This is a genomic window from Robiginitalea sp., from assembly GCF_982776155.1.
The window spans coordinates 67,963-88,983 of sequence record NZ_CEXZKX010000002.1; the positions used below are offsets into that span (position 1 = coordinate 67,963).

Genomic DNA, 21,021 nt, shown 5'->3' on the forward strand with positions numbered 1-21,021 from the left:
TGTTACATTTCGCCCTAAGGCTGTTACATACCTCCCCGGCCTTCTCACCCGCATCGGGTAATTTCATCCTTGAAAGTAGACTACCAATGCCCGAACCCAAGCACTATAAGGGACTCCTCCCCCCAGTCCCCGATGGCAAAATTTACCTGAATATCGTGCACATGAAAAAGGGGCATTACGAGTTGAATATTGTCAACCAGGAGAAACTGGTTCAAAAAACGCATTTCAGCAAAGAGTAAACCACAAGTGTCATGAAAAATTGGATAATGATTCGCATGCTGGCCGGGATTTTCTTCCTGGGGGCCATCGGTCACGGAAACGCCCAATTCCTCAAAAAGCTGGGGAAAAAAGCGGAAGAGGCCGCGGCCCGGGGAGTGGAACAAACTGTTGAGCGCAAGGTCCAGCAAAAGGCCGAGGATAAAACAGACCAGGCCATCGACGCGATTTTTGGCGTACCCAGCAAGGTTAAACAGAAATCCGATCCGGAACCTGAGGAAACAATAGTCCTTGAGGGCACCTGGTATTACGAGTCCCTCGAAGGCCTCCCGGGGTACGAAACCCTGAACGAGTGCAATCGAAAATCCAACATCACCTATTCGGGCACTACCTATCACACGCAATTCTACGACGAGGAGTGCAACCTGCTGACAGATAGCGGAGGGACCTACGAATTAGAGGGGACTACCATGACCGTGGTGGGCGAGACCCGAGACGAAGTGAGCCGGACAAAGGTTACCAGTACACAAACCATCCTGGAATACTCTTCGGAGAAACTGGTGATCCGCGACGCGATGAGCGGGGCAGTTGTTACCCTGAAAAAAGGAAACTAAAAAATATAAGATGGAGACACCTTGGATATACCGGATGCGAATATTTCTGCTGATCAGCCCGTGCCTCATGTTTTTTGTAGCCTGTGGCGAATCCGGGAAGAAGGAAGGCCCTGCAGGTGCAGACAGCACCCCTTCTGCTGCCGCACCGTCCGGGGATATTTCCCTGGAGCAAAAAGCGGATTACACGGATTTATATGCTGCCCAGGGCACCTGCAAGCTCACCAGCGCACAACTCGCCGAAGCCCTGGGGGTCGAAGCCGGGCGCGCAGAGGAAAAAAGCAATTACAATGGGTTGTGCGCCTATTCCGCCATGCACGACGACGGCCTGACCGTCCGGTACCAGATAGGCAATGAAATGTGGCCGCAGGACATTGTAAGGGACAACATCCGTTCGGCGATGGAGGATGAGCTGTACGATATCCGGGTCAGTGAAACCGGCGACACCTATATTTCCAGGCATCCTGCCCAGGGATTCTTACTCCTGCTGAACCCCAATTACGGGAATCCCGTAAAGATCAGCTACAATTACCTCAACCCCGACGGCCCCAGGCCGACGGAGGCACAAAAGGAGGCAATCCGGCAGAACACCTATAAAATTGCGAATTACCTGATCGCCCACTACCAAAAATAACCGTCTATGAAATGGACCAACGCCGCATGGCTTCTCCTCTTCCTGCTGTTACCCGTCATCCGGGCACACGCCCAGCCGTTTACCCTGAACGACCGGATCCGGCCCGTTGAACTCGCCCTGCAGGACGATACCCGACAGGGTCGCAAAAACGCCAAATTCCTGGCTACCCTGAGCAGCGTCGACTCGACCCGCTATTACTATATCAAGGGCCACGACATGTTCCGCTTTGTGGACATCCTGGTGAAAGGTTTCGGAAATACTGCCCCCCTTGAGGCTTCCCTGGTATACGATAACTGGAAGGACGTCATCGAGAAACAGTCCTCAGCCAGCGCTGAAGACGGCATCCTGCATTTTAAGGTCCGGGCCTACGGCGATATCGGGCTGAAGATCGATTCCCCTTCGGGCGAAACCATCAACTTCACCATTATGGCCAGTGCCAGTGCGCCCCAAAAAACCTACCTGGGCAACCCGTTTGTCAAAATCGCCGATTCGGACGGGGTTGTGGCCGCGGCCGAGATATCCGAGTCCGGGGCGGATAGCAGTTCCGGAGGAAATACTTTTCTCTATATCGCCCTGGGGGTGGCCTTGCTGGTAATCGGCTTACTGGCCGGTAAACTCATGGGGAAGAAATCCGCTGCGGTGATTGTCCTGCTAATCTCCTTCTCCTTCCAGGCCGCCGGTCAGGGAACTGCCACCCCCGGGTTTTTCTATAAAGACCGCTATTACAATGGGGAGGATCTGGACAACGGCAAATTTGAAGAGGAGCTGGAGAAAGAAATGGGCGACGGTTACGATCCTTCGGATGATCTCGATGACCTGAATGACAAATTAAAGAGCATTCGGGAATTCCTGGATAACGCAGTAAACCTCTATAACAGTTATACTGGACTGGGAAGTTGCATCAATTCCACACCCATCCCCGGCGAACCGCGCATCCCTTCTTTCTGCGATGTGCCCTTTAACGACGACGGCTTCGATGACGAAAACAGCTGCGCCGGTTGTTTTCTGGAAGCCCGCCAAAGCTTTAACGAGGTGAGGTACCTCTTTGAGCAGTTGGCCACGATCTATAAATGCACAAAAGACTTTTCCAATGCGGCACTCTCTTTCGGGGATAATGCCTCGGGGATACACGCCGTTTCAGGCATGGCCTGGCAAACACAGCGCCGGAATATTGAGAAGTCGATTGCCGAACTCGAAACCGCCTACGACAGAAAGTATGCGGAATTGTTAAACAGCCTGTCCCGGTCCATGCTGGAACTCAGCGAATGCGAAGCCCGATACGGGGTGGAGGACTGGTTTGACCGCTTTGGGTATATGTACTTTGAATTCATCAAAGACAAATACCGGCGAAAAGACTGAGCATGAAATTGAACACCTTTAAATTTTGCATGATCTCCTTTGTATGCTGCGCGACCTTCAGCTGTAAATCGACATCAAGTGTACATCTCCCTTCGGCTGCTGAAACCAGCATTCTGGGATCCTGGGAGGGTTGTGATGGAAGGGTGATAACATTTCGCAGGGGGCCGGGCGGCGAAATTTTGGGTCGCTATTCGGAACTCGGTGGGCTGGAAAGGTATCGCTTTACACAGGACGAAGTGGGCTACCGAATACGGGAAAAAACCCCGGGAACCTATGAGGGAAAGGTTAAATGGCAAAACACACAGGGAAGTGAAACCTGGAAAACCGTAGCAATAACCATCCAGAATAACGAATACTCCGACAATAGCTCGGACCCGTGTAGTAACTACATGACGCGAATCCATTAATTAAATCATTACAATATGAAACCCTTCAAAATTATCTGCCTGTTAATATGCTGTTTCGGCCCGCTGGCCGCTTCGGCGCAATTTGCTCCGGTTAAAAACAAAAAAACCGCCAATATTTCGACCCGGATCGACCTGAAAGGAAAAACGCTGGCCGTCCCCAAACGGATATCCATCCGGGAATTCGACCGGTTGCGGCCCGCCCAGATTGCCCAGCTCCCCGCCGCGTCGGCAGATCGGGAAGCCTTGCTCCGGCTCAAGTTCAACGATTCCTGGGAAATTGGGCCCCGCCGCCTTCGCGACAAGGATATGCAGGTGGTGGAATATTTCGGGACCTACGAGCAGAACGCCCGGTATATCAGCATCTACCCTGAAAATAAATACTACCCCCGCCTGAATAACGGGGCACCCGGTTTTATGCCGGAAATGCGGTACCTGGTTATCCGGTTCAATCCGGAAATGGGCAAACGATACCGGGCAACCATCAAACTAAAACCCGGACAATACCGAAACAAGAAAGTGATGACCAACGTTACCGGGTCCCACAACGATGTCTGGATGATCAACTACCAGTTCAATGAGATCCTTTTTGATTTTATTGCAGCCAGCAGGGAAATCAAAATCAGCCCGATAATCGCCGGAACAGAGAGCTATTATGTAAAATATGAGCCCCTGGAGATTGAACAGATAAAGATTGACAGGATAGCCGAATAGCAGACATCCCCAGGAATCACAAACATGCCGGAAAAAATCCTTAATGCGTTGCTCATGGGCGCCATTGCCCTGTGCCTGTCCTGTAAAGAGGACAAAAATCCCTCCATGGACCGGTTGGGTGGCCCAACAGACGCGTCTGAATCAGCGACCCCGGGATCGGAGCGGGGACGGAATACTGCGGCCACGAAGACACCCGAAGGGTTACTTAATGACCTCCAGTCCCTGCTCGGTAAACAGGCCTCCGACACCAGCGGCCGCACCGGGGCCGACAGAAATCCGGAAAGTGTAGAAAACAACCCCTTTGAGGGGTCGTTTATAGAGGAAAACCTAACCGGGTTCTCATTTTTTGCAACATTGAAAAACAACGAGTTGTATAACAAGCTCGGGGTTGCCAGCCCGGAGAAGGCGAAAGAATTGCTGGCAGATCATTACGGCATCCGCCCGGAGGAAGTAGCCCTGCTGGCCTCCATTGAGGCAAAACCAGACTTCCTGAACGAAAGGCAGGCACGGCAATTCATGGACCCTGCAAATGGCACCGCCTACCCCGGCACCCGCCCGGACACGCTCTCGGAAAACTTAAAAGAAATCCTGAAAAAGCGGCATTCCGGGCTACAGCTCAAAGCTGAGCAATTTTTTCGCGGTGCCCGACAGGCCAGGGAAGCGTTTTACGAACGCAACCCCGGATGGCACCACAACGATTCAACCCTGGGCATGACCTACAGGGATTCACGCAATACCTTCATCTACCTGCCCCTGGGGTGTCGCTCCTTTGCGGATGAAGTTGTTTCCTACGACCCGGGGGAGGAAGGTTTGTACCCGGAGGGCGCGCTCGGGGAACCCGATACCCGGCAATCCAACTTTGTGAAACCGAGGCCCACCATCTGCAATATCGGAGTCCTGGGTTCCCTGACCGTCCAGTTTCTGGATAATGCCCTTACAGACGTCAATGGCCCCGACCTCTACATCTTTGAAACCGGGAAGATAGAACCGACAAAATTAGCCCTGTCCAAAGACGGGGTCAACTGGACGGAAATTGGAAAAATTGAAGGAGGGACCGCCATGGTGGACATCGCGCCTTACGTCCGGGCAGGCGAAACCTTTACCTATGTCCGGCTCACCGACCTGAATACCTGGAGTATGGTGCCGGGTGCCGATGTGGACGCCATAGCCGCTATCGGGGGAGCCGTACGGCTCCAATTAGACAGTTCCGTCCTTTTTGAATTTGGCCGGCACGAATTGAAACCGGAGGCAGCATCCACCCTGGCTGCCATTATCCCCAGGATCGAGGAACTGGGAGGGGGGACCCTCATCATTGAAGGCCATACGGACAATGTAGGCAATGGCCCCTCAAATCGCGTCCTCTCTGAAAGACGGGCAGAAAGCGTTAGGAAGCATCTGGTATCCCACCTGGGTGGTCTTTCGAAAAATTTTGAGTGGAAAAGCTACGGACATGGCGACAGCCAACCCGTAGCCCCGAACGACACGGATGAGAACCGACAGAAAAACCGCCGTGTAGAAATCCTTGTACTCCCCCACTGAATTGCCAAAGGGATCCCTGCAGAAATCAGCAATCCCGAATACAATGCGAAGCCTAATTTGCTAAACTTACCTGCGATTCATAGATCTTAATTTTGTCAACCAATCGCCTTCATGATGAAAGAGCCGGAACTGATGATCGAGATTGAAGTGGAAGCGCACCTCTCGGAATAAGCCAATTTGTATCTTGCGGGCAGTTAGACGTTAATAAATTCCGCACCGCAATGAAATCTGCACGGCCGCAAGTCCTTGGCCCGATCTTGTTTTTCCTGTTAATGGGGTACCCGCTTTGCGCCCAGATTGAGCAGGACAAATTCCTGCACTACGGAGCCGGCGTAGCCTCCGGGGCAGCCGGCGCCTTTATCGCACACGAAATCTCCGGCGGCAACCGCTGGTGGACGCTTACCGGGGCCGTCGGGGGCAGCCTCATCGCCGGGATGGCCAAAGAGGCCATCGACAAAAACCGGTACGGGGTATGGGACAACGGCGATCTGGCCGCAACCGTCGCCGGGGGCGTTACAGTCGGGGTGGTCATCGAGTTGTTCCGCGGGAAGAACCGACGCGGCAGGCCCAGTGCCTCCCGGGGCATCCAAATTATCGCCGGCAGGTAATTCTACTCCTCCGCTATCTGGACGGCCAGGCCGTTCACGTCGAAATATTCGGAAACCTGGGAAATCTTCCCCGAATCGTTCAAGGTGATCAGGCTGAAAAATTTGACCCCGATATCCTTCCCGGTTTCTGTATGGGTAGCGTGCCAGGTACCGTAGACGCGAATCACATCCGGAACATCGCTCGCTGTGGATGCGGGGAATACCGAGCCCGACCAGAAGGCCCCCACTGTGGAGTCCGGCATGACGATCCCCCCATGCCATTGGATGTTGTCAAAGTTCTCGTGGTATCCCCGGATGCCCGCCAGGAATTCCGCCTTCCCCACCCATTGACCGCCGTTGTAGGCGGGCGGGCTGTACTGGAGCGTGTCTGCCAGCAGCGCGTCTATGCCCTCCAGGTTTTCGGCGGCATGGGCGGCAAATAGATTTTCGATGATGCCCACCTGTTTCTGGAAGGCCTCGTAATCCGGTTTGGCTTCCGCCGTTTCCGCCATTTCAGGTTCCGCTTGCTGCCCGCACGCTGCAAGGACAATGACTGCCAGAAGCGACAGCATCCATTTAATTGCTTTCATAATTAATCGGTTTTAATTGGTTCTCTATCTTCTTAAGATACAAAAACTTAGGGCGCGAATGCTTTTTATTTTCCAACGTATCTTCAAGGGAATTTTGGAATCATCGGTCCCGGGATCGGCCGGGCAATTGCAGGGGGTCGATTCGGGTTCCTCTTACAAACCGGCTACGCCTGTACAAAGCGGAAAGAACAACTACACCCGCGTTGGGCTGCGGCCTACAACAGCCCAAGAACCAAGCCGACCCCCCCTGTCCCCCCGAATGGGATGGAAGCCCTTCCCGCATGTAGTTACTGCTTCAGTTTTCGCATACAGACCACAGGGAGGCCGGGCTTCACAACATTCTTTTGAATGGCATCCGGGATCTTGCTAGATTTCATAAAATCGCTGTATGGTTGAACGGGTGCGTACCGGATGGATTACCCTTGCCTTCCTGCTGGTGGGATGCTTCGCTTATGCCCAACAGACTGGCGATTTCCGTTCTGTGGGGACCGGCACCTGGACAAACCCGCTGGTGTGGGAAACATACAACGGAACTTCCTGGGTAGCGGCCACCACCTATCCGGGGGCCACGGCCGGCACCAACAATGTCTATATCCAGGGTGGCAATACCATCAGCCTGAACACCAGTGTCCCGAATACCATCAACGCCTTGTTCGTTGGGGATGGCTTGGGCGCAACAGACACTTTCGCAGTCAATGGCAATGCCGTTTTACCGACGCCTCTGATCGATATCCTGTCTGGCGGTTTCGCCGTATGGACAAGCAATGTTACCCTCTACCTGCCGGCAGGGGCTGCCTTCAGGGTTTCAGGGGGTGTCCTGGACGACGGGAAACCCTGCAGCGCCGCCAAGCGCCTGGTGATTGGCACGAGGATGTATTCTACCTGCAACGGGGGCGCCGGAGCGGATTACAGTTTCGAAGAACTTAACGACCAGGGAGGGTCCCTGGCCGTTGCGCCATCGGCAGATAGCCCGATCTGTGAGGGGGAGGCCCTGAATCTGTATGCCAACCCTTCCGGTGCTGGCTCTGTCGGCGCCACGTTTAGCTGGTTTGGGACAGGGCCATTGGGCTACATATATAGCGGGACGGATGAAAACCCGGTTATCACCGGATTGGGGGCCGGCACGTATACTTATACGGTTACCATTCGGGATGCCTCCGGGTATACATTCAGCGAATCCGTGGAAGCGGTAGTGAACCCAGGTGCTGAAATCGACTCCCAACCTGTCAGTCAAACCGCTTTTGTCGGGGGGGCTGCCGGGTTTATGGTAAGCGCTACCGGCGCAGCCTCATATCAATGGCAGGAAAGCACCGACAACGGGATTACTTTTACCGACCTCAATAACGGACCCGGGGTAATTGGCGCCCAGTCTGCCAACCTAAACCTTTCTTCCTTGACCCTGGCGCAGTCCGGGCGATTGTACCGTGCCGTCATTTCTCCGTTCAATCCGTCATGTTCCCAGGTCCAAACCCAGGAAGCCCGTCTCACGGTCCAGGTACCCCAGGCAATAACCAACCGCCGGATTACCTACCGGGTAATCCAGTGATTATCCGGGGAACTCAACCGGCCAACCGGATCCCGGCAGCGGTCAACACCCGGTAGATGAACTGGATTTCACGCTCATCCACCTCCCCGTCCGAATTAGCCGCTTCATTGAGCAGGCGCGCCAGAAGTTGTTTCTGTTCATCCGGCATGGCACGAAGTACCGCCAGGGCCTCGGCTGGCTCTGAATTCCGAGCCTCCAGGACCAGGTCGGGATCGATATCCAGCGTATCGGACAGGCGGTTCATAAAATCGATTTCGCCGTCTTTGATCTCCTCATCCATCTGGATGACTTCGTCAATGGTCTTGAGGACGGCCAGTTTTTCCATTAAGTTAAAGGGCATTCCGAGGATTTTACCTGCAGCTAATTGCAATTTTTGCCGCTGCTGATTTGCAGGGGAAAAGATAGGAAGATATTTCCTTGGCGCCTACGCCCCGCCTGCCGCATCACCAAATAATTCCGGAATTTGACTGCCAGACGGCACAGGGGATGTATTTTTAGGGTACTATGGAAGAAAATCTCAACGTACTGGGTACAAAACTCATCCCCTGCAGCCGGGACCCGCTTACCGGCTTTTACCGGGATGGGAATTGCAGGACGGGGCCTGGCGATACGGGTACCCACGTGGTATGTGCTATAATGACGAAAGAATTTCTGCAGTTTACGCGTTCCCGGGGAAACGACCTGAGCACGCCGATGCCCTATTTTAATTTTCCGGGGCTGCGGCCCGGGGATAGCTGGTGCCTGTGCGCCTCCCGCTGGAAGGAGGCCTACGGGGAAGGGAATGCACCCCCGGTCATCCTGGAAGCAACCCACCGGAAAGCCCTGGAAATCCTGGAGTTTGAATGGTTGCTGGAACACAAGCACACTCCGGAAGATGCCCTCGGAAAGGATTGACTGTCAGCTGGTTTCAATCTCCTGGAGGATGCCCTGAATCAGTTCGAGTTCGGCATCGGTGATCCGGCCGTCTGCCCCTGCAGCCTCGCGCAGCAGCACCGACAGGGCGTGCTTTTTGTTTTCGGACATGAGTTTTAGAACGGCCATGGCCTGGGCGGCCTCAACTTTACGGGCCTTTCGGATCAATTCCATTTTAAACCCGAGTACCTGGGCGAGATGCGCAATAAAAGAGGCTTCCTCCTCATATACGAGTTTATCCGCCAGGATTACTTCATCCAGGGCCTTGATGACGGCCAGTTGTTCGACAAGGTTGTATTTCACACGAATCCGATTAGTTAAATTGATGCCTTCTTGTGTTAAGGCCTCCCCGAACCGGGCAGGTTCAGGATTTGGATTTTACCCCGGGCCCTGTCTTGGATTTCACCCCAGGGCCGGTTTTGGATTTTACCCCGGGCCCTGTCTTGGATTTCACCCCCGGGCCGGTTTTGGACTTTACCCCGGGCCCCGTCTTGGACTTAACCCCCGGGCCGGTTTTGGACTTTACCCCGGGCCCCGTCTTGGATTTCACTCCCGGGCCGGTCTTGGACTTTACCCCGGGCCCCGTCTTGGACTTCACCCCCGGGCCGCTCTTTGGCGACAGCGGGGAATTTGGATTCATTGCATCGGACATGGCTTTGTTCTTTAGTAGTTAGTTTATTCACTATATTAGTTAAAATAACCATCTAATCCAAGGATTTCCGCCGGTATTTCCCTCTCAAAAACAACCGGTTACGGCATATGAAGTTCAATAAGTTTATCAAGGAATGCCAGGAGCACAATGTCCTGAAAAACCTGTCTATTTACGTTGTTTCCAGTTGGGTTTTGCTCCAGGTTATCGACCTCATTGCAGAGCCCCTCGGCTTTTCAAATCAGGTGGTAGCCTATGTGCTCATCCTGCTGCTCATTGGCCTGCCGCTATACATCTTTGGAATTTGGAAATACAAGCTGGCCAATTCCATCAAGCGGAAGCCTGTAACCGATACAGAAGGCGAGCCGGTTCCCGGAAAATTCCGGCGAAGCGGATTCCAGAAGATCTACTTTTTCTTCCTGGCGCTCATCAGCCTGATATGCCTGGGGATCGCCCTGTTTATCGTCAACACAAATTTTATTCGTTCCATGGACCTCCCATCCCTGGATTCCGACGATAAAATTGCCGTCCTTGAATTTAAGAACCTCACCGGCGACCCGGAGAACGACCTGGTTGGAAAGATGGCCGTCGACTGGATCATCCACGGGGTGACCCGGAACAGGCTGGGCCAGGTAATCTCTCCGGAAATCATCGCAGATTACTCCAAGGTGCTGCGGGCGAGCCTGATCCCGACAGAAGACAACCGGCTTTTCAACAATTACCTGAAGCCCTCCCGAATTGTGGAGGGGGAATACTATTTGGCGGACGGCCAGCTGATATTCCAGTGTGCGATTATGGACGGGTCCATGAACCGGACATTGATCTCCTTCGAACCCGTTTCCTGCGACCCGGGTTCCCCCCTGGATTGTATCGAGGCACTGAACCAGCGGATCCAGGGCTATTTTGTCAATGTGGAGCGCAAAGAGGAAAGCCTGGAGGAACACCCGCCCAAATACGAGGCTTACGAATTATTCAATCGGGCGAAACAGTGGCGCTATGAGGATGACCGGAAGTATCTGGACCTGCTCAACCAGGCCATTGCCGCAGACACCACCTTTTTTGAACCGAAAATTTACCGGTTCATGCACTACTTCAACCGGGGGGCTTACCGTACCGCAGACAGCCTGCTGACCCGGATTAAACTCACCGCCGGCATGTTCCCCAGGCAGCTGAACTTATTGAATGTATACAATGCCCTGTTGCAGGGAAACCATCGGAATGCCTACCGCTATCAAAAAGAAGAGTACAATATAACCCCCCTGCATCTGGAGACCAATTCAAACATGATGGTATTCACGTTGCAATTGGTAAACAAACCACAGGGCGTGGACTCCATATTCCGGGAAGTGGAAATGGGAGAAATGGACCTTTCCCAGTGCGACTTTTGCACCGAGCGATACAAGATCAAGGCGATGTCGGATATCGAACTGGGAGACTACCCCGCTGCCATCGCGTTGTTACAACAGTTTGAGGATGGGGTGGATTTTGGGATCCTGAAGAAAATCCTGCTGCGCGCCCATATCCGCAAAGGGGACTTCGCGAAAGCCCGATCGCTCCTTTCCCGATACGCGGATCTATTCGACCCCGCCCAACTTTCAGACTTACGGCTTTTTGCCGCTAAAGAATTCATCATAACCGGGCGGCAGGACCTGGCGGACGCAGAACTCTCCGCGATTCTCACTGGCCGGGGTTACCGAAAGGTCCCGACGGATTCCACGGCCTTACCCGTAATTGCCGAAAGCCTTTTTTACAAGGGAGACTACCAGGAGGCGGAAACCGTCCTGGAGCAACTCACCGGCAGGGGGGATGCGGATTTTTATTTTACGAGCCTGCTTGCTGCCTGCTATCATAAAAATGGCCAGACCCAACAGGCTGCGGCGCTGATTGCCGACCTGAAATCTCGCAAAGGACCCTATCAGTTCGGGGAAGTCCCCTATTCCATCGGGCAGTATTACGCCATTACCGGCGATGCACAGAAAGCCTACCAGCACCTGCTGCGCGCAATAGCCGAAGGGCATTGGTATGAAACGGGCGCATTCCGGAACGACCCGCTGCTCAAGGATTACATCAATACGGACACCTTTTCCAGGATACAAACCTTCTGGCATTGAATTGCCTGCCAAGCACATAAATTATGGACCTCCTTAAAAACGCCCACGCCCTGCTTATCGGTATTGCCTACGAAGACGGCCTGGATACCATCGGGGATGCAGAAGACGTTGCCCGTATACTGAAAGACCCGGATCGGTGCGGCTATCCCCCTGAACAAGTTACCCTGTTAACGGGTGCAAAGGCAGACCGAAGCGGAATCCTGGAGGCGCTGGAGGCGCTGGCGGAGCGAACCGACGAACAATCATCCGTATTCCTCTACTACTCGGGGCACGGGGATGTGCTGGACGGGGTATTCCATTTTGTGCCCCACGGGATCCGGGAAGGGATGGAGTACGAGGAATATACGGCCGCCTGGGTAACGGCCGGGGAAATCCGGGATCGGATCAACGCCCTCTCCACCCGGAGGCTCATTTTTTTTATGGATTGTTGCCACGCCACGGGGATTGCCTCCAGCGGTTTAAAGCCTAAGATTACTGCATCCCCGTCGGATGCCGGCGAATCCGGCGGCCAAAACTTTGAACAACTCGAAGGGCTCGCCCAAAAAGTGGACAACGAAAAAGGAATTTCCATCGTCGCATCCTGCAAGGAAGAACAGGAATCCTACCAGCTCAACGGGGATAAAAACAGCGTATTTACCAAATACCTGCTGGAGGCCCTGGAAGGCAACCACCTTTCCGAGGTCACCGACCCGTACGTGCGCATCCTCGAGGTGGCCGGCTATCTCCTGCGGGTAGTCCCGGAGACGATCGAACAGGTAGCCCGGGATTGCGATCCGCCCCTCGATATCCGCCAGGAGCCGTATGTCAACCTGGAAATGTACGACAATTTCATCCTGAGCCGGGTTCCCGGAAATCGACTCGGACAGGTTGCCCCGGCCGCAGAAGGAGTGGGTCCGGGTGAAACCGCCATGGAAAAAGGAGCTCCGGGTTCGGGCCGGCCGCAGGCCGATGAGGCCCGGCTCATCTACCGGGAGACCCCCGGGGCAAACAACCTCATCTTGTTTATCCACGGCTTTACAGGCGAGGCATCCCGGACGTTCGGGAGCCTGCCGGACCTGCTTATGGAAGACCCGGAATTGGACGGCTGGGACATGAAACCCTTTGGGTATTCACAGTTTATCGAACCGGAACACGGAAAACAGGTTTGGGGCGGGATCCGGGATATCGACCGAATCGTGGACTACTTCTGTACGTCCGTGAAATACAAATTTGCCGACTACGACCGCATTGCCATTGTCGCCCATGGCCTCGGCGGGCTCGTAGCCCAAAAAGCGCTGTTGTCCGTCCGGGAAGAGGCACTGCAAAAAGTATCCCACCTGGTGCTTATGGGGTGCCCGAGCAACGGGCTCGCCCCGGAGGAATTCGAGGCGGAATGGCACCAGGACTACGGGCAAATGCGGCGGGAAGGCCCCTTTATCTCTGGTTTGCGGAAAGACTGGGAAACCCGGTTTGCGGGGAAGTTGCCTTTTTCGCTCAGCGTCATCGGGGCCTCTTCGGATACCTTTGTTTCGCCGGAATCCTGTTTCGGGCCTTTCCCGGAGACCGCATGTGTGACCCTGGATGGCGACCACTTCTCAATCGTCCGCCCGGGGGGACCGGATGCGCCTTCACACCGGCTGATCCGGGATTTCCTCACCGGGACGGAGGCACTCGGGAAATTCGGTGACGCCCAGGAACGCAACCTTGCCTTGGGCCGGTACGAAGCCGTGGTGCGCGAGTTGGGCGAAGACCCGATGGCTTTGACGCTCAAGGGGCTCAGGCAATTGGTTTTTGCGCTGGAGGGACTCGACCGGCGGGAAGAGGCCATGAAGCTTCTGGAGTCCCATCCGGAGGCGGAGCGGTCCACCGACCTGATGGGCATTATCGGGGGCCGGTACAAACGCGCCTACCTGCGCAAGCCCAACAAAAAGGACGGGGAAACCGCCCAGGTGTATTACGGCATTGCCCTGGACACGGCCCGGGAAAAGAACGATTTCCCCCAGGTTTACTACCTGGCGATCAACTTGGCCTTTCTGGCCCTGGTGGTGGAGGAAGACCGGGAAAGCATGCAGCAGTTTGCCAGGATGGCCCTGGAAGCAGCGGAAAAATCCCCGGATTCCCTCTGGAAAACGGCCACCCTGGGAGAGGCAGCCCTCTACCTGGGCAACCTGGAGGCGGCGCAAACCCATTACGCCAAAGCGTCCGCTCAGGCCGGCATACGGGAGAAATTATCCATCCACCTGAATGCCCTGGCCGCGTATTGCGAATTACACGAGACCCGCAGGGAGGACGACGCATTTATCCGCTTCCTCAAAACGCATTTCCTTTCCTGAACCATTTCAAAAGGCATGAAATATTTTAAAAAAGGGCAAATTCCCGATTTGGATTTTCAAAAGGCGGTCAAAAAACCGATTCCCATACGATGCGTCCAACTCGACGTTCCTTTCCGGGTGGAAACCATGGAGGGGGTAATGGAGGGGAAAGCCGGCGACTGGCTGGTGGTGGGGGTGCATGGGGAAATGTATCCTATCGATGCGGAAATATTCAGCAAGACCTACGATTTGGTCCGCTAAGGCGCAACTTCAAAAGCGGCGGCCCTGATTCAATAGGCAACTTTTAAAAACAGGACATCTCCCAGGATTTTTCGTTCCAGGACCAAAACCAGGTTGCCATTCTGGATAAAGGCCCCTTTCTTCCCCTTGACCGAATTACCGGTAAATTCATTGTACGCCGCCCGGTTGCTTTTGGACACCAGCACATCCTCTACCCGGGGTAGGCGGCTGCTTTCCACGTTCGGTTCGCCCAGGCGGAAGACCAGGTCGAACACCCGGTCCTGCCCCAGCAGGGAATTGTCGTCCACCGCATCGGTGAGCGTGCGTCCGGCAAACAACCAGCCAACCCGGCTCACCGCCCGGATGCGTTCCAGGGCTTCTTTGGACTGGGGAGACAAGTCCTCTTTGGTACTCCCTTCGGCGTTTTCGATATGGGTTCGCAGGTATTCCAGATACGCATTCGCCGTATTGGTGGTTTGCGCCTGGGTCCACTCGGGGTCCTGACTGAGTTCTTCCTGCTTCTCCCGGGCGGCCTCCCGGTGTTTGGCCACTTCAGGGAAGTTGTATTTATCGACGGCCTGGAGGTAATTGGTATACGCCTCCACCGTGCCCTCGCTGTCGGCAATTTCCCAGTTTTCCTCATCGAGTTCGGCCTCGAGGTCCTTTAGTTTTGCCAGGATATCGACCCATAATTCACTCATATCCGCCTTTAACTTCCCGGCCACATCTTTTCCGGGCCGGTAGGCAGCTTCCTCTGCACCGGTTGTGATATCCCCGGGGTCTTCGCCAAGGGCTTCTATCTGAGCCCTTACGGCATCCTCCCGGTAAAAAATCCCCTGTTTTTCGATGGATTCCAGCAATTTCAGATAGGGCTCCTGGGGGGAAATGCCCGCCTGCTCCGGGTCATCGGAAGCCTGCGGGTCCTGGTCCTGGAGTTGTTCGAAACTGGCCACCGCCTGCGCTTTCAGGTCGTTGTAGGTCCTCATCGTATCCAGGGAATCCCGAATGATTGGGTAGACGAAAAAATAAACAGCGGCAAGTACCATCACCCCTGCCAGGGACCATATCCCGATCTTGAGGTTGCGCTTAATTTTCTTTTCCCTTTTTTCCGCTTTTTCGCTATCCCTGAGATATTCGCGGCATGCCGCAAATAACGCGTTGTAGCGTTCGGCCCAGGCTTCCGTGGGCTGGAACCGCTCGTACCAGTCCCGGGCCAGAGACAGTTCCGTCCCTTTGAGCAGGTCTTTCTTTTTATCAGCATAGAGCTGGTAATCCTGTGAGAGTTTCAGGTAAGTGGAAGCCATCTCCCCTTCTTCTTCCACCCACCGGTCCAGGCGCTTCCATTGCCGGATCAGGCTCTCGTGGGAGATATCGATGATATTGTCTTTTTTGTCGGACATCTGGTCGATCATCAGGAAGGACCGACGGCCTTCGATAAAGACGCGGATCACCCTGTCCAGGACGGCTTCCTCAGCACCGGTAAGTGCCAGCAATTCCCCGTAGTGGGCCGGGCGCCGGGTTTTGCGCCCGTGTTCATCCACGGTGGTGAGCGCCTGGAACATTTGTTTGGCCACCTGGAACTCATTTTTGTCCAGGGTCTTAAGGGCCTCATCGGCATGGTTCGACAAGGCATTTTCCAGGCCTCCGATGGCCTTGTAATCCTCCAGGTCCATCTCGCCATTGGCATCCTCCCGGGTCTCAAATTCCCATATGCGCATCAGGGCGTGCTGCAACAGGGGGAGTTCGTCCTGGACCCGCCCCATCTCATTGAGCAACTTGGAACTCAGGGCGGAATTTACCCGGGCGCCAAAAAGCTTTGCGGGGCCCTCGATGACCATTTTCAGCTGTTGGCGGTTCAGGCGCGGCACCAGGTACAGGCTCTGGTTCATCGCCTCCGGCAGGCCGTGGAACTCAGCACAATCGCCGATAAAGTCGGAGCGCATGGTCAGCACTACATAAACCGGCAGGTCCTTCTGCCGGGCGAGCTCCAGGATGATATTGACAAAATCGATGGCATTGTCGCGGCGTTTGCGGTTCCCTTTCTCCGTGGCAAATCGGAAGAGTTCTTCGAATTGATCGACCAGGATAAAAAAATTGGTCCTGCGCTCGCGGAACAGGGGTTCCAGCAGGGAGAGGATCGCGTCAACCCCTTCTTCTTCGATGGTTTGAACCAGCTGGTTGGTGGCGTCGGGGTCGTGGGCCTGGTACAATTCGCCCAGCAGGGATTTCGCCAGGTTGCCCATCGGGTCCTGCCCGGGTTTCATAATGGAGATCATCCATTGGTCGCTGTCGTCCACCAGGTACCCGGCTTTGAGGGACGGGATGAGCCCGGCGCGCAGCAGGGAGGACTTCCCGCAACCCGAACTGCCCACCACGGCCACAAAATGGTGCGCATGAAGCCGTTGCAACAGGTCCATAGTTTGTTCCTTCCTGCCAAAAAACAACAGGCTTTCATCGTCGTTGTAGGGCCGGAGGCCTACATAGGGGTTTTCCACATCTACTAACATCAGGCGGGCATTCTGAGTTCCTTGAGGAATTCCTCAATGGCGGCGTCGTTGAGGTTCGGGTTGTCGCTCTGGTCAATCATGTTGATCTTCAGCAGCCGCTGGTTAATGCCGATATCGGAATCCTCCTTGTGCGGCGGGGCCACATAGATAAAAAAGTCCTCCACCGGATAGTTGTTCTTCATAATGAGCTGCAGGGCTGCGTTTACGCGTTCCTTGACCCATTCCTTGGAGACGTTCCCATAGAGAAAGATCAGTTTGCGCACCTGGCTCATCCGGTTGCCGAGCATTTCGAGGTTTTTCAGCGGGTCGTCTTCCTGGGGGTTGATATATGGGAGTATTTGTTTCTGGACGAGCAGCCGGCTGAGGTCCAGGGCGTAGAGATGGTCCTTTTCGTGGGTATCCAACAGTACGGGCATCCGGCCGTCGGATGGCATTTCTACTGGTTTTTGAGCCTGGATCTGCCGGGCGTAATCCTCAATCTGCTGGGCCAGGGAACTTTTGCTTCCCCGTATAAACTCATATTGTTTATCCACGAGTTGGCCGGCTTCCACCGCCGTCAGGAAATTCCGGTACTCCCCTTCCTCTATATCGGCAAATTCGGCATCGCTGGGAATCCAAACCATTTGGGGGGTCTGCGACTGCAAACATATTTCGGTTTGTACCTGCGGGTACCAGAGGTCGGGTTGGTCCACCAATTCGCGCCCCGGGTAAATATCCAGCAGGTTTACCGCCAGGTCGGCTTCAGCCAGGGCTTGCTCCGTGGCCGCCTTCAGGGCTTCCGATGCATCGGGGGGCGGGATCTCGCACGTCACGCGGTACCCGCGTTTTCCGAGCTCGGCAATCAGGCGCTTCCTCGGGCTGCGCAGTGTATCGGGGACTTCGCTCATAAAAATCGTAAACGCATCGTCGTCCCCGGTTTCAGCCTGGGCAGGGTCGGCGGCAAGCTTCGTGGTTTGGCTGGCCAGTTTGGCCGGAGCCTCACACCGGGTCTTCATGGCCTCCAGCAAACGCGCCACGGCATTTTTTACATGGCGCATCTGCGCCTTGAATTTGGGCGATGTCGTCTCTACGGTTTCGCCAAAGTCGTCGGCAGTTTCGGCATCGTGGAAGGGAAAGCCGGTGGTCCCGTTCAGGGGCTCCAGCCACTTCTCGTGGGGAATGTTGTTCAGCAACACATGCAGGATGCGGGACTGGTCGCCCACCTTGAGTCCGAGTTTATCCGCACTGGCAGAATCGCGGAAGGTACCCAGCTCCTGTTTGCAATAGTCCGAGGCGTTATAACCCGGCGAATCCAGGCAGATGATAATGGCCGATTTCCGAATCCCGTCGGCGATGGAGTCGTCAAAGAGGACGCTGCCGTCCAGTTTTTTGGTGTCCCACCAAATCTTAACCGAGTCCATCCGGCCGAATTGCCTGGCGAGCATCAGGTTGAGGTTCTGGTAAAACTGCTTGATCCATCCGTCTTCCTGGTCCGGAAAACAAATATTGTCTACATGAGCATAACTGATAAAGATGTCATACTCGTACCCGGGTACGTATGCCATGGAGTGACGGTTTGGTGGTTAGTTCTCTGTAAGGTAATGAATTAATCCGAATTACAGAGGTATTTTCAGCCCCCCGCTTCGGAGGCCCCGCTCGAAGCCATAATTTCGTTCCAGCCGCGATTCTCGTTGCTGAGGATATCTTCCACATTGCTGACAAACAAGGCGTAGGCTTCCCGGTTGCCGGCATAGGCCCGTGTACGGGTTTGATAGAGGATTTTTTCACGGAGCAGCGCCTCGGCCGCGGTCCGGTAGCTCAGCCACTTCTCCTGGAATTTGTAGAGGGCGGCAATCCCGGTAGCCATTGCCGTCAACACCCCAAGGCAGGCCACAAGCAGGCCGTCAAACTGGCTGTTCCACTGGGAATATCCGGCCACTAGCGGGATCAGCGAACCCGAAACGATGATGATGCCGCTGAACAGCATGTGGTACTTCTTGTTGCGGGTGCTTTTTTTCCGGTACCAGTTCAGTTGGTCGTCCACCCGGTCACGCATAAATTGTTCCTCGTTCATTTCCATGGCAATGAGAGAATTACCCGTTACAAGTTACACCTTTTCATTTCACCCGGCATATAGCAGCCCCTTTTCCAATCCGCGGAGTTCCGCCAGGCCTTTCAGGCGTCCAATAAGGGAATAGCCCGGATAGCTCTTGCTGCCGTGTTCCAGCTCGTGTAAAAAGCCGTGGTCGGGCCGCATGGGCAGGGAAAGCCCCCGCCGCGCCATCAGCCGGAGGAGCCGGGAGACCACTTCCTCCATCGGGACATGGCCGTCCAGGTGGTCGGATTCCCGGAAGGCACCGTCTGCCTCGTGGGCGACGTTTCTGAGGTGGAGAAAATGAATCCGCTCCCCAAAGGCGTCTACCATGGACGGCAGGTCGTTCGTTTTACCGGCGCCCAGGGAGCCCGTACAGAAACACAGGCCGTTGGCAACACTCGGTACGGCATCGAACAGCTTTTGGAGGTGATCATGCCCGGATACCACACGGGGGAGCCCCAGCAGCGGATAGGGCGGGTCGTCCGGGTGGACCGCCAGCACGGCGCCGCTGGCCTCGGCTACCGGCACCACGGCCTCCAGGAACTCAATAAGGTGCTTCCGCAACCGGGATTCCGGGATCCGGTCATAATCCGCCAGCAACGCCATCAATGCGGCCTCCGTAAAATGCTCGTCGCTCCCCGGGAGCCCCTGCAGAACCGACCGCCGGATGCGGTTGCGGCGCTCCTCGCCCAGCGAATCATCGAGTGCTGCCGCCCGTTTGCGAACGCCGGCATCGTAATCGGCATCGGCCCCGGGGCGCCCCAGGCTGTGGATATCGAACCAGGCAAAGGCCGCGCGGTCAAAACGGAGGGTACGGGTGCCGTCCGGGTTCGGGTGCTCCAGTTCAGTACGCACCCAATCCAGCACCGGCATAAAATTGTAGGTGATCACCCGGATGCCGCAGGCGGCCAGGTTCCGGATGCTTTGTTGGTAATTGGCGATATGGTCCAGGTAGTCGCCTTTTTGCTGTTTGATCGCTTCGGAAACCGGGAGGCTCTCAACGACCACCCATTCCATCCCGGCTTCCCGCACCACGCGTTGGCGCTCGCGGATGGCAGCGGTTTCCCAGACCTGGCCGGGCGGGATTTGATGGAGGGCAGTCACGATACCCGCGGCCCCGGCCTGTCGGATAGCGGTCAGGCTCACCCCGTCCTGCGGCCCGTACCACCGCATGCAGGGCATCATCCGATAGTCCTCAGGACCTCTTTTCAGCCCCTTGCTACTTTTTGACATGTGTTGTTTTCTTTAATGATACATCCAGACTCTGAATCCCGATTCACCGGGTTCAGAAACCGATACTGTTGCCTCCGTCCACAGGCAGGACCACCCCGGTAATAAAGCGGGCTTCCTCGGAAGCCAGGTAAAACACGGTATCGGCAATGTCCTCCGGCAACCCCATTTCCCCCATCGGGGTCCGGGCAAAAACCCGGTCTTTACGCGGGGGGTCGCTGTCCAGCGCCTTAGCTGTCATCGGGGTCTTGATAAATCCCGGGGCAACGCAATTCACGCGGATGCCCATAGGCGCCAGTTCCACGGCCATGGCCCGCGTCAACCCCTCGATAGCCGTTTTGCTGGCCGAGTACGCCACCACATACGGAAGGCCATATTGGGCAGCCATGGAGCTGATATTTACGATGTTGCCCTGCCCCTGTTCCTTCATCACCTTGCCGGCTTCCCGGCTGATGGAGAACACGCTGTGCAGGTTGGTTTGCAGGATTTGGTTGAATTCGGCGTCACTGACCTCCAGCAGGGGTTTTTTCATATTGATCCCCGCGTTGTTCACCAGGACGTCGATCCGGCCTGCTGCCTCCTGCACCTGCCGGACGGCCCCGGGGATATCCTCCAGGCGCGACAGGTCCAAAACGAGTTCCCGGGCTTGCGGCCCGAGTTCCTTGCAGGTTTTACGCGTTTTCTCCGGGTTGCGTCCCAGGACATAGCAAATGTGCCCTGCCTGGCAAAACTTTTTGGCGGTGGCATACCCCAATCCGGAGGTTGCGCCGGTAACAATGACTATTTTCTGTTTCATATTGTAAAATC

At 55.3% G+C, this 21,021-nt stretch carries 20 protein-coding genes; 12 read left to right on the forward strand and 8 right to left on the reverse strand.

The annotated features are described in order from the left end of the window. The first annotated feature begins 86 nt into the window (after positions 1 to 86). The 7 genes from AC3DKS_RS03815 to AC3DKS_RS03845 all read left to right on the forward strand — a co-directional run bounded on the left by AC3DKS_RS03815 (position 87) and on the right by AC3DKS_RS03845 (position 6,085). Positions 87 to 239 carry a hypothetical protein gene (locus AC3DKS_RS03815; protein WP_272606704.1) on the forward strand — a complete coding sequence of 51 codons (153 nt, stop codon included), beginning with the start codon at positions 87 to 89 and terminating at the stop codon, positions 237 to 239. Positions 240 to 251: 12 nt separating this feature from the next. Next, positions 252 to 830 carry a lipocalin-like domain-containing protein gene (locus AC3DKS_RS03820; protein WP_474730721.1) on the forward strand — a complete coding sequence of 193 codons (579 nt, stop codon included), beginning with the start codon at positions 252 to 254 and terminating at the stop codon, positions 828 to 830. 10 nt (positions 831 to 840) lie between these two features. Then, the gene (locus AC3DKS_RS03825; protein ID WP_474730724.1) at positions 841 to 1,461 is read left to right on the forward strand and encodes a hypothetical protein; all 621 of its coding nucleotides are present in this window, start codon (positions 841 to 843) and stop codon (positions 1,459 to 1,461) included. A 6-nt stretch (positions 1,462 to 1,467) separates the two neighbouring features. Further along, a complete protein-coding gene (locus AC3DKS_RS03830) occupies positions 1,468 to 2,820 on the forward strand; it encodes a hypothetical protein (RefSeq protein ID WP_474730727.1) in 1,353 nt (450 codons plus the stop codon). Positions 2,821 to 3,242: 422 nt separating this feature from the next. After that, positions 3,243 to 3,938: a hypothetical protein gene (locus AC3DKS_RS03835; protein WP_272606708.1), complete on the forward strand. Its 696-nt coding sequence runs from the start codon at positions 3,243 to 3,245 to the stop codon at positions 3,936 to 3,938. A 24-nt stretch (positions 3,939 to 3,962) separates the two neighbouring features. Beyond that, positions 3,963 to 5,477 (forward strand): OmpA family protein, encoded by a 1,515-nt coding sequence (locus AC3DKS_RS03840; RefSeq protein WP_474730731.1) that lies wholly within the window; start codon positions 3,963 to 3,965, stop codon positions 5,475 to 5,477. 221 nt (positions 5,478 to 5,698) lie between these two features. Further along, entirely contained in the window at positions 5,699 to 6,085 is a 387-nt protein-coding gene (locus tag AC3DKS_RS03845) for a hypothetical protein (RefSeq protein ID WP_272606710.1), read from the forward strand. Positions 6,086 to 6,087: 2 nt separating this feature from the next. Here AC3DKS_RS03845 and AC3DKS_RS03850 read toward each other — a convergent pair whose 3' ends face one another. Next, positions 6,088 to 6,654 carry a nuclear transport factor 2 family protein gene (locus tag AC3DKS_RS03850; RefSeq protein WP_272606711.1) on the reverse strand — a complete coding sequence of 189 codons (567 nt, stop codon included), beginning with the start codon at positions 6,652 to 6,654 and terminating at the stop codon, positions 6,088 to 6,090. A gap of 388 nt (positions 6,655 to 7,042) precedes the next feature. On the opposite strand from AC3DKS_RS03850, the gene AC3DKS_RS03855 reads away from it, so the two are divergent. Continuing rightward, positions 7,043 to 8,200, forward strand: coding sequence for a hypothetical protein (locus AC3DKS_RS03855; protein WP_474730735.1), 1,158 nt, complete (start codon positions 7,043 to 7,045; stop codon positions 8,198 to 8,200). A gap of 13 nt (positions 8,201 to 8,213) precedes the next feature. On the opposite strand, the gene AC3DKS_RS03860 is transcribed toward AC3DKS_RS03855, so the two are convergent. Beyond that, positions 8,214 to 8,540: a TerB family tellurite resistance protein gene (locus tag AC3DKS_RS03860; protein ID WP_272606713.1), complete on the reverse strand. Its 327-nt coding sequence runs from the start codon at positions 8,538 to 8,540 to the stop codon at positions 8,214 to 8,216. A gap of 164 nt (positions 8,541 to 8,704) precedes the next feature. On the opposite strand from AC3DKS_RS03860, the gene AC3DKS_RS03865 reads away from it, so the two are divergent. Continuing rightward, positions 8,705 to 9,094 (forward strand): DUF2237 family protein, encoded by a 390-nt coding sequence (locus AC3DKS_RS03865; protein ID WP_272606714.1) that lies wholly within the window; start codon positions 8,705 to 8,707, stop codon positions 9,092 to 9,094. A gap of 3 nt (positions 9,095 to 9,097) precedes the next feature. Here AC3DKS_RS03865 and AC3DKS_RS03870 read toward each other — a convergent pair whose 3' ends face one another. After that, positions 9,098 to 9,415, reverse strand: coding sequence for a TerB family tellurite resistance protein (locus tag AC3DKS_RS03870; protein WP_272606715.1), 318 nt, complete (start codon positions 9,413 to 9,415; stop codon positions 9,098 to 9,100). A gap of 456 nt (positions 9,416 to 9,871) precedes the next feature. Between AC3DKS_RS03870 and AC3DKS_RS03875 the strand changes: the two genes are divergently transcribed. From AC3DKS_RS03875 to AC3DKS_RS03885, 3 genes are read left to right on the forward strand one after another with little or no spacing between them, the layout of a single operon-like run. Then, positions 9,872 to 11,872 (forward strand): tetratricopeptide repeat protein, encoded by a 2,001-nt coding sequence (locus tag AC3DKS_RS03875; protein ID WP_272606716.1) that lies wholly within the window; start codon positions 9,872 to 9,874, stop codon positions 11,870 to 11,872. Positions 11,873 to 11,895: 23 nt separating this feature from the next. Then, positions 11,896 to 14,184 (forward strand): caspase family protein, encoded by a 2,289-nt coding sequence (locus AC3DKS_RS03880; protein WP_272606717.1) that lies wholly within the window; start codon positions 11,896 to 11,898, stop codon positions 14,182 to 14,184. Between the two features lie 48 nt (positions 14,185 to 14,232). Then, positions 14,233 to 14,424: a hypothetical protein gene (locus tag AC3DKS_RS03885; RefSeq protein WP_041327374.1), complete on the forward strand. Its 192-nt coding sequence runs from the start codon at positions 14,233 to 14,235 to the stop codon at positions 14,422 to 14,424. A 29-nt stretch (positions 14,425 to 14,453) separates the two neighbouring features. On the opposite strand, the gene AC3DKS_RS03890 is transcribed toward AC3DKS_RS03885, so the two are convergent. The 5 genes from AC3DKS_RS03890 to AC3DKS_RS03910 all read right to left on the reverse strand — a co-directional run bounded on the left by AC3DKS_RS03890 (position 14,454) and on the right by AC3DKS_RS03910 (position 21,010). After that, positions 14,454 to 16,910 (reverse strand): nSTAND1 domain-containing NTPase, encoded by a 2,457-nt coding sequence (locus tag AC3DKS_RS03890; RefSeq protein ID WP_272606719.1) that lies wholly within the window; start codon positions 16,908 to 16,910, stop codon positions 14,454 to 14,456. Then, a complete protein-coding gene (locus tag AC3DKS_RS03895; protein ID WP_272606720.1) occupies positions 16,910 to 18,454 on the reverse strand; it encodes a toll/interleukin-1 receptor domain-containing protein in 1,545 nt (514 codons plus the stop codon). The genes AC3DKS_RS03890 and AC3DKS_RS03895 overlap by 1 nt, the downstream gene beginning before the upstream one ends. 65 nt (positions 18,455 to 18,519) lie before the next feature. Further along, complete coding sequence (locus AC3DKS_RS03900) at positions 18,520 to 18,969, reverse strand: DUF4231 domain-containing protein (protein ID WP_272606721.1); 450 nt, start codon at positions 18,967 to 18,969, stop codon at positions 18,520 to 18,522. 42 nt (positions 18,970 to 19,011) lie between these two features. Further along, on the reverse strand, positions 19,012 to 20,217 hold the full coding sequence (gene uxuA, locus AC3DKS_RS03905; protein WP_272606722.1) for a mannonate dehydratase: 1,206 nt from the start codon (positions 20,215 to 20,217) through the stop codon (positions 19,012 to 19,014). 52 nt (positions 20,218 to 20,269) lie between these two features. After that, positions 20,270 to 21,010, reverse strand: a complete 741-nt coding sequence (locus AC3DKS_RS03910) for an SDR family NAD(P)-dependent oxidoreductase (protein WP_012813828.1) — start codon at positions 21,008 to 21,010, stop codon at positions 20,270 to 20,272. Between the last annotated feature and the right edge of the window lie 11 nt (positions 21,011 to 21,021).

What these genes read in the sequence shown, in the direction of transcription:
- AC3DKS_RS03815 (WP_272606704.1), top strand. Translation starts at nt 87, where the DNA reads ATGCCCGAACCCAAGCACTATAAGGGACTCCTCCCCCCAGTCCCCGAT.
- AC3DKS_RS03820 (WP_474730721.1), top strand. Translation starts at nt 252, where the DNA reads ATGAAAAATTGGATAATGATTCGCATGCTGGCCGGGATTTTCTTCCTG.
- AC3DKS_RS03825 (WP_474730724.1), top strand. Translation starts at nt 841, where the DNA reads ATGGAGACACCTTGGATATACCGGATGCGAATATTTCTGCTGATCAGC.
- AC3DKS_RS03830 (WP_474730727.1), top strand. Translation starts at nt 1,468, where the DNA reads ATGAAATGGACCAACGCCGCATGGCTTCTCCTCTTCCTGCTGTTACCC.
- AC3DKS_RS03835 (WP_272606708.1), top strand. Translation starts at nt 3,243, where the DNA reads ATGAAACCCTTCAAAATTATCTGCCTGTTAATATGCTGTTTCGGCCCG.
- AC3DKS_RS03840 (WP_474730731.1), top strand. Translation starts at nt 3,963, where the DNA reads ATGCCGGAAAAAATCCTTAATGCGTTGCTCATGGGCGCCATTGCCCTG.
- AC3DKS_RS03845 (WP_272606710.1), top strand. Translation starts at nt 5,699, where the DNA reads ATGAAATCTGCACGGCCGCAAGTCCTTGGCCCGATCTTGTTTTTCCTG.
- AC3DKS_RS03850 (WP_272606711.1), bottom strand. Translation starts at nt 6,654, where the DNA reads ATGAAAGCAATTAAATGGATGCTGTCGCTTCTGGCAGTCATTGTCCTT.
- AC3DKS_RS03855 (WP_474730735.1), top strand. Translation starts at nt 7,043, where the DNA reads ATGGTTGAACGGGTGCGTACCGGATGGATTACCCTTGCCTTCCTGCTG.
- AC3DKS_RS03860 (WP_272606713.1), bottom strand. Translation starts at nt 8,540, where the DNA reads ATGCCCTTTAACTTAATGGAAAAACTGGCCGTCCTCAAGACCATTGAC.
- AC3DKS_RS03865 (WP_272606714.1), top strand. Translation starts at nt 8,705, where the DNA reads ATGGAAGAAAATCTCAACGTACTGGGTACAAAACTCATCCCCTGCAGC.
- AC3DKS_RS03875 (WP_272606716.1), top strand. Translation starts at nt 9,872, where the DNA reads ATGAAGTTCAATAAGTTTATCAAGGAATGCCAGGAGCACAATGTCCTG.
- AC3DKS_RS03880 (WP_272606717.1), top strand. Translation starts at nt 11,896, where the DNA reads ATGGACCTCCTTAAAAACGCCCACGCCCTGCTTATCGGTATTGCCTAC.
- AC3DKS_RS03890 (WP_272606719.1), bottom strand. Translation starts at nt 16,910, where the DNA reads ATGTTAGTAGATGTGGAAAACCCCTATGTAGGCCTCCGGCCCTACAAC.
- AC3DKS_RS03895 (WP_272606720.1), bottom strand. Translation starts at nt 18,454, where the DNA reads ATGGCATACGTACCCGGGTACGAGTATGACATCTTTATCAGTTATGCT.
- AC3DKS_RS03900 (WP_272606721.1), bottom strand. Translation starts at nt 18,969, where the DNA reads ATGGAAATGAACGAGGAACAATTTATGCGTGACCGGGTGGACGACCAA.
- uxuA (WP_272606722.1), bottom strand. Translation starts at nt 20,217, where the DNA reads ATGTCAAAAAGTAGCAAGGGGCTGAAAAGAGGTCCTGAGGACTATCGG.
- AC3DKS_RS03910 (WP_012813828.1), bottom strand. Translation starts at nt 21,010, where the DNA reads ATGAAACAGAAAATAGTCATTGTTACCGGCGCAACCTCCGGATTGGGG.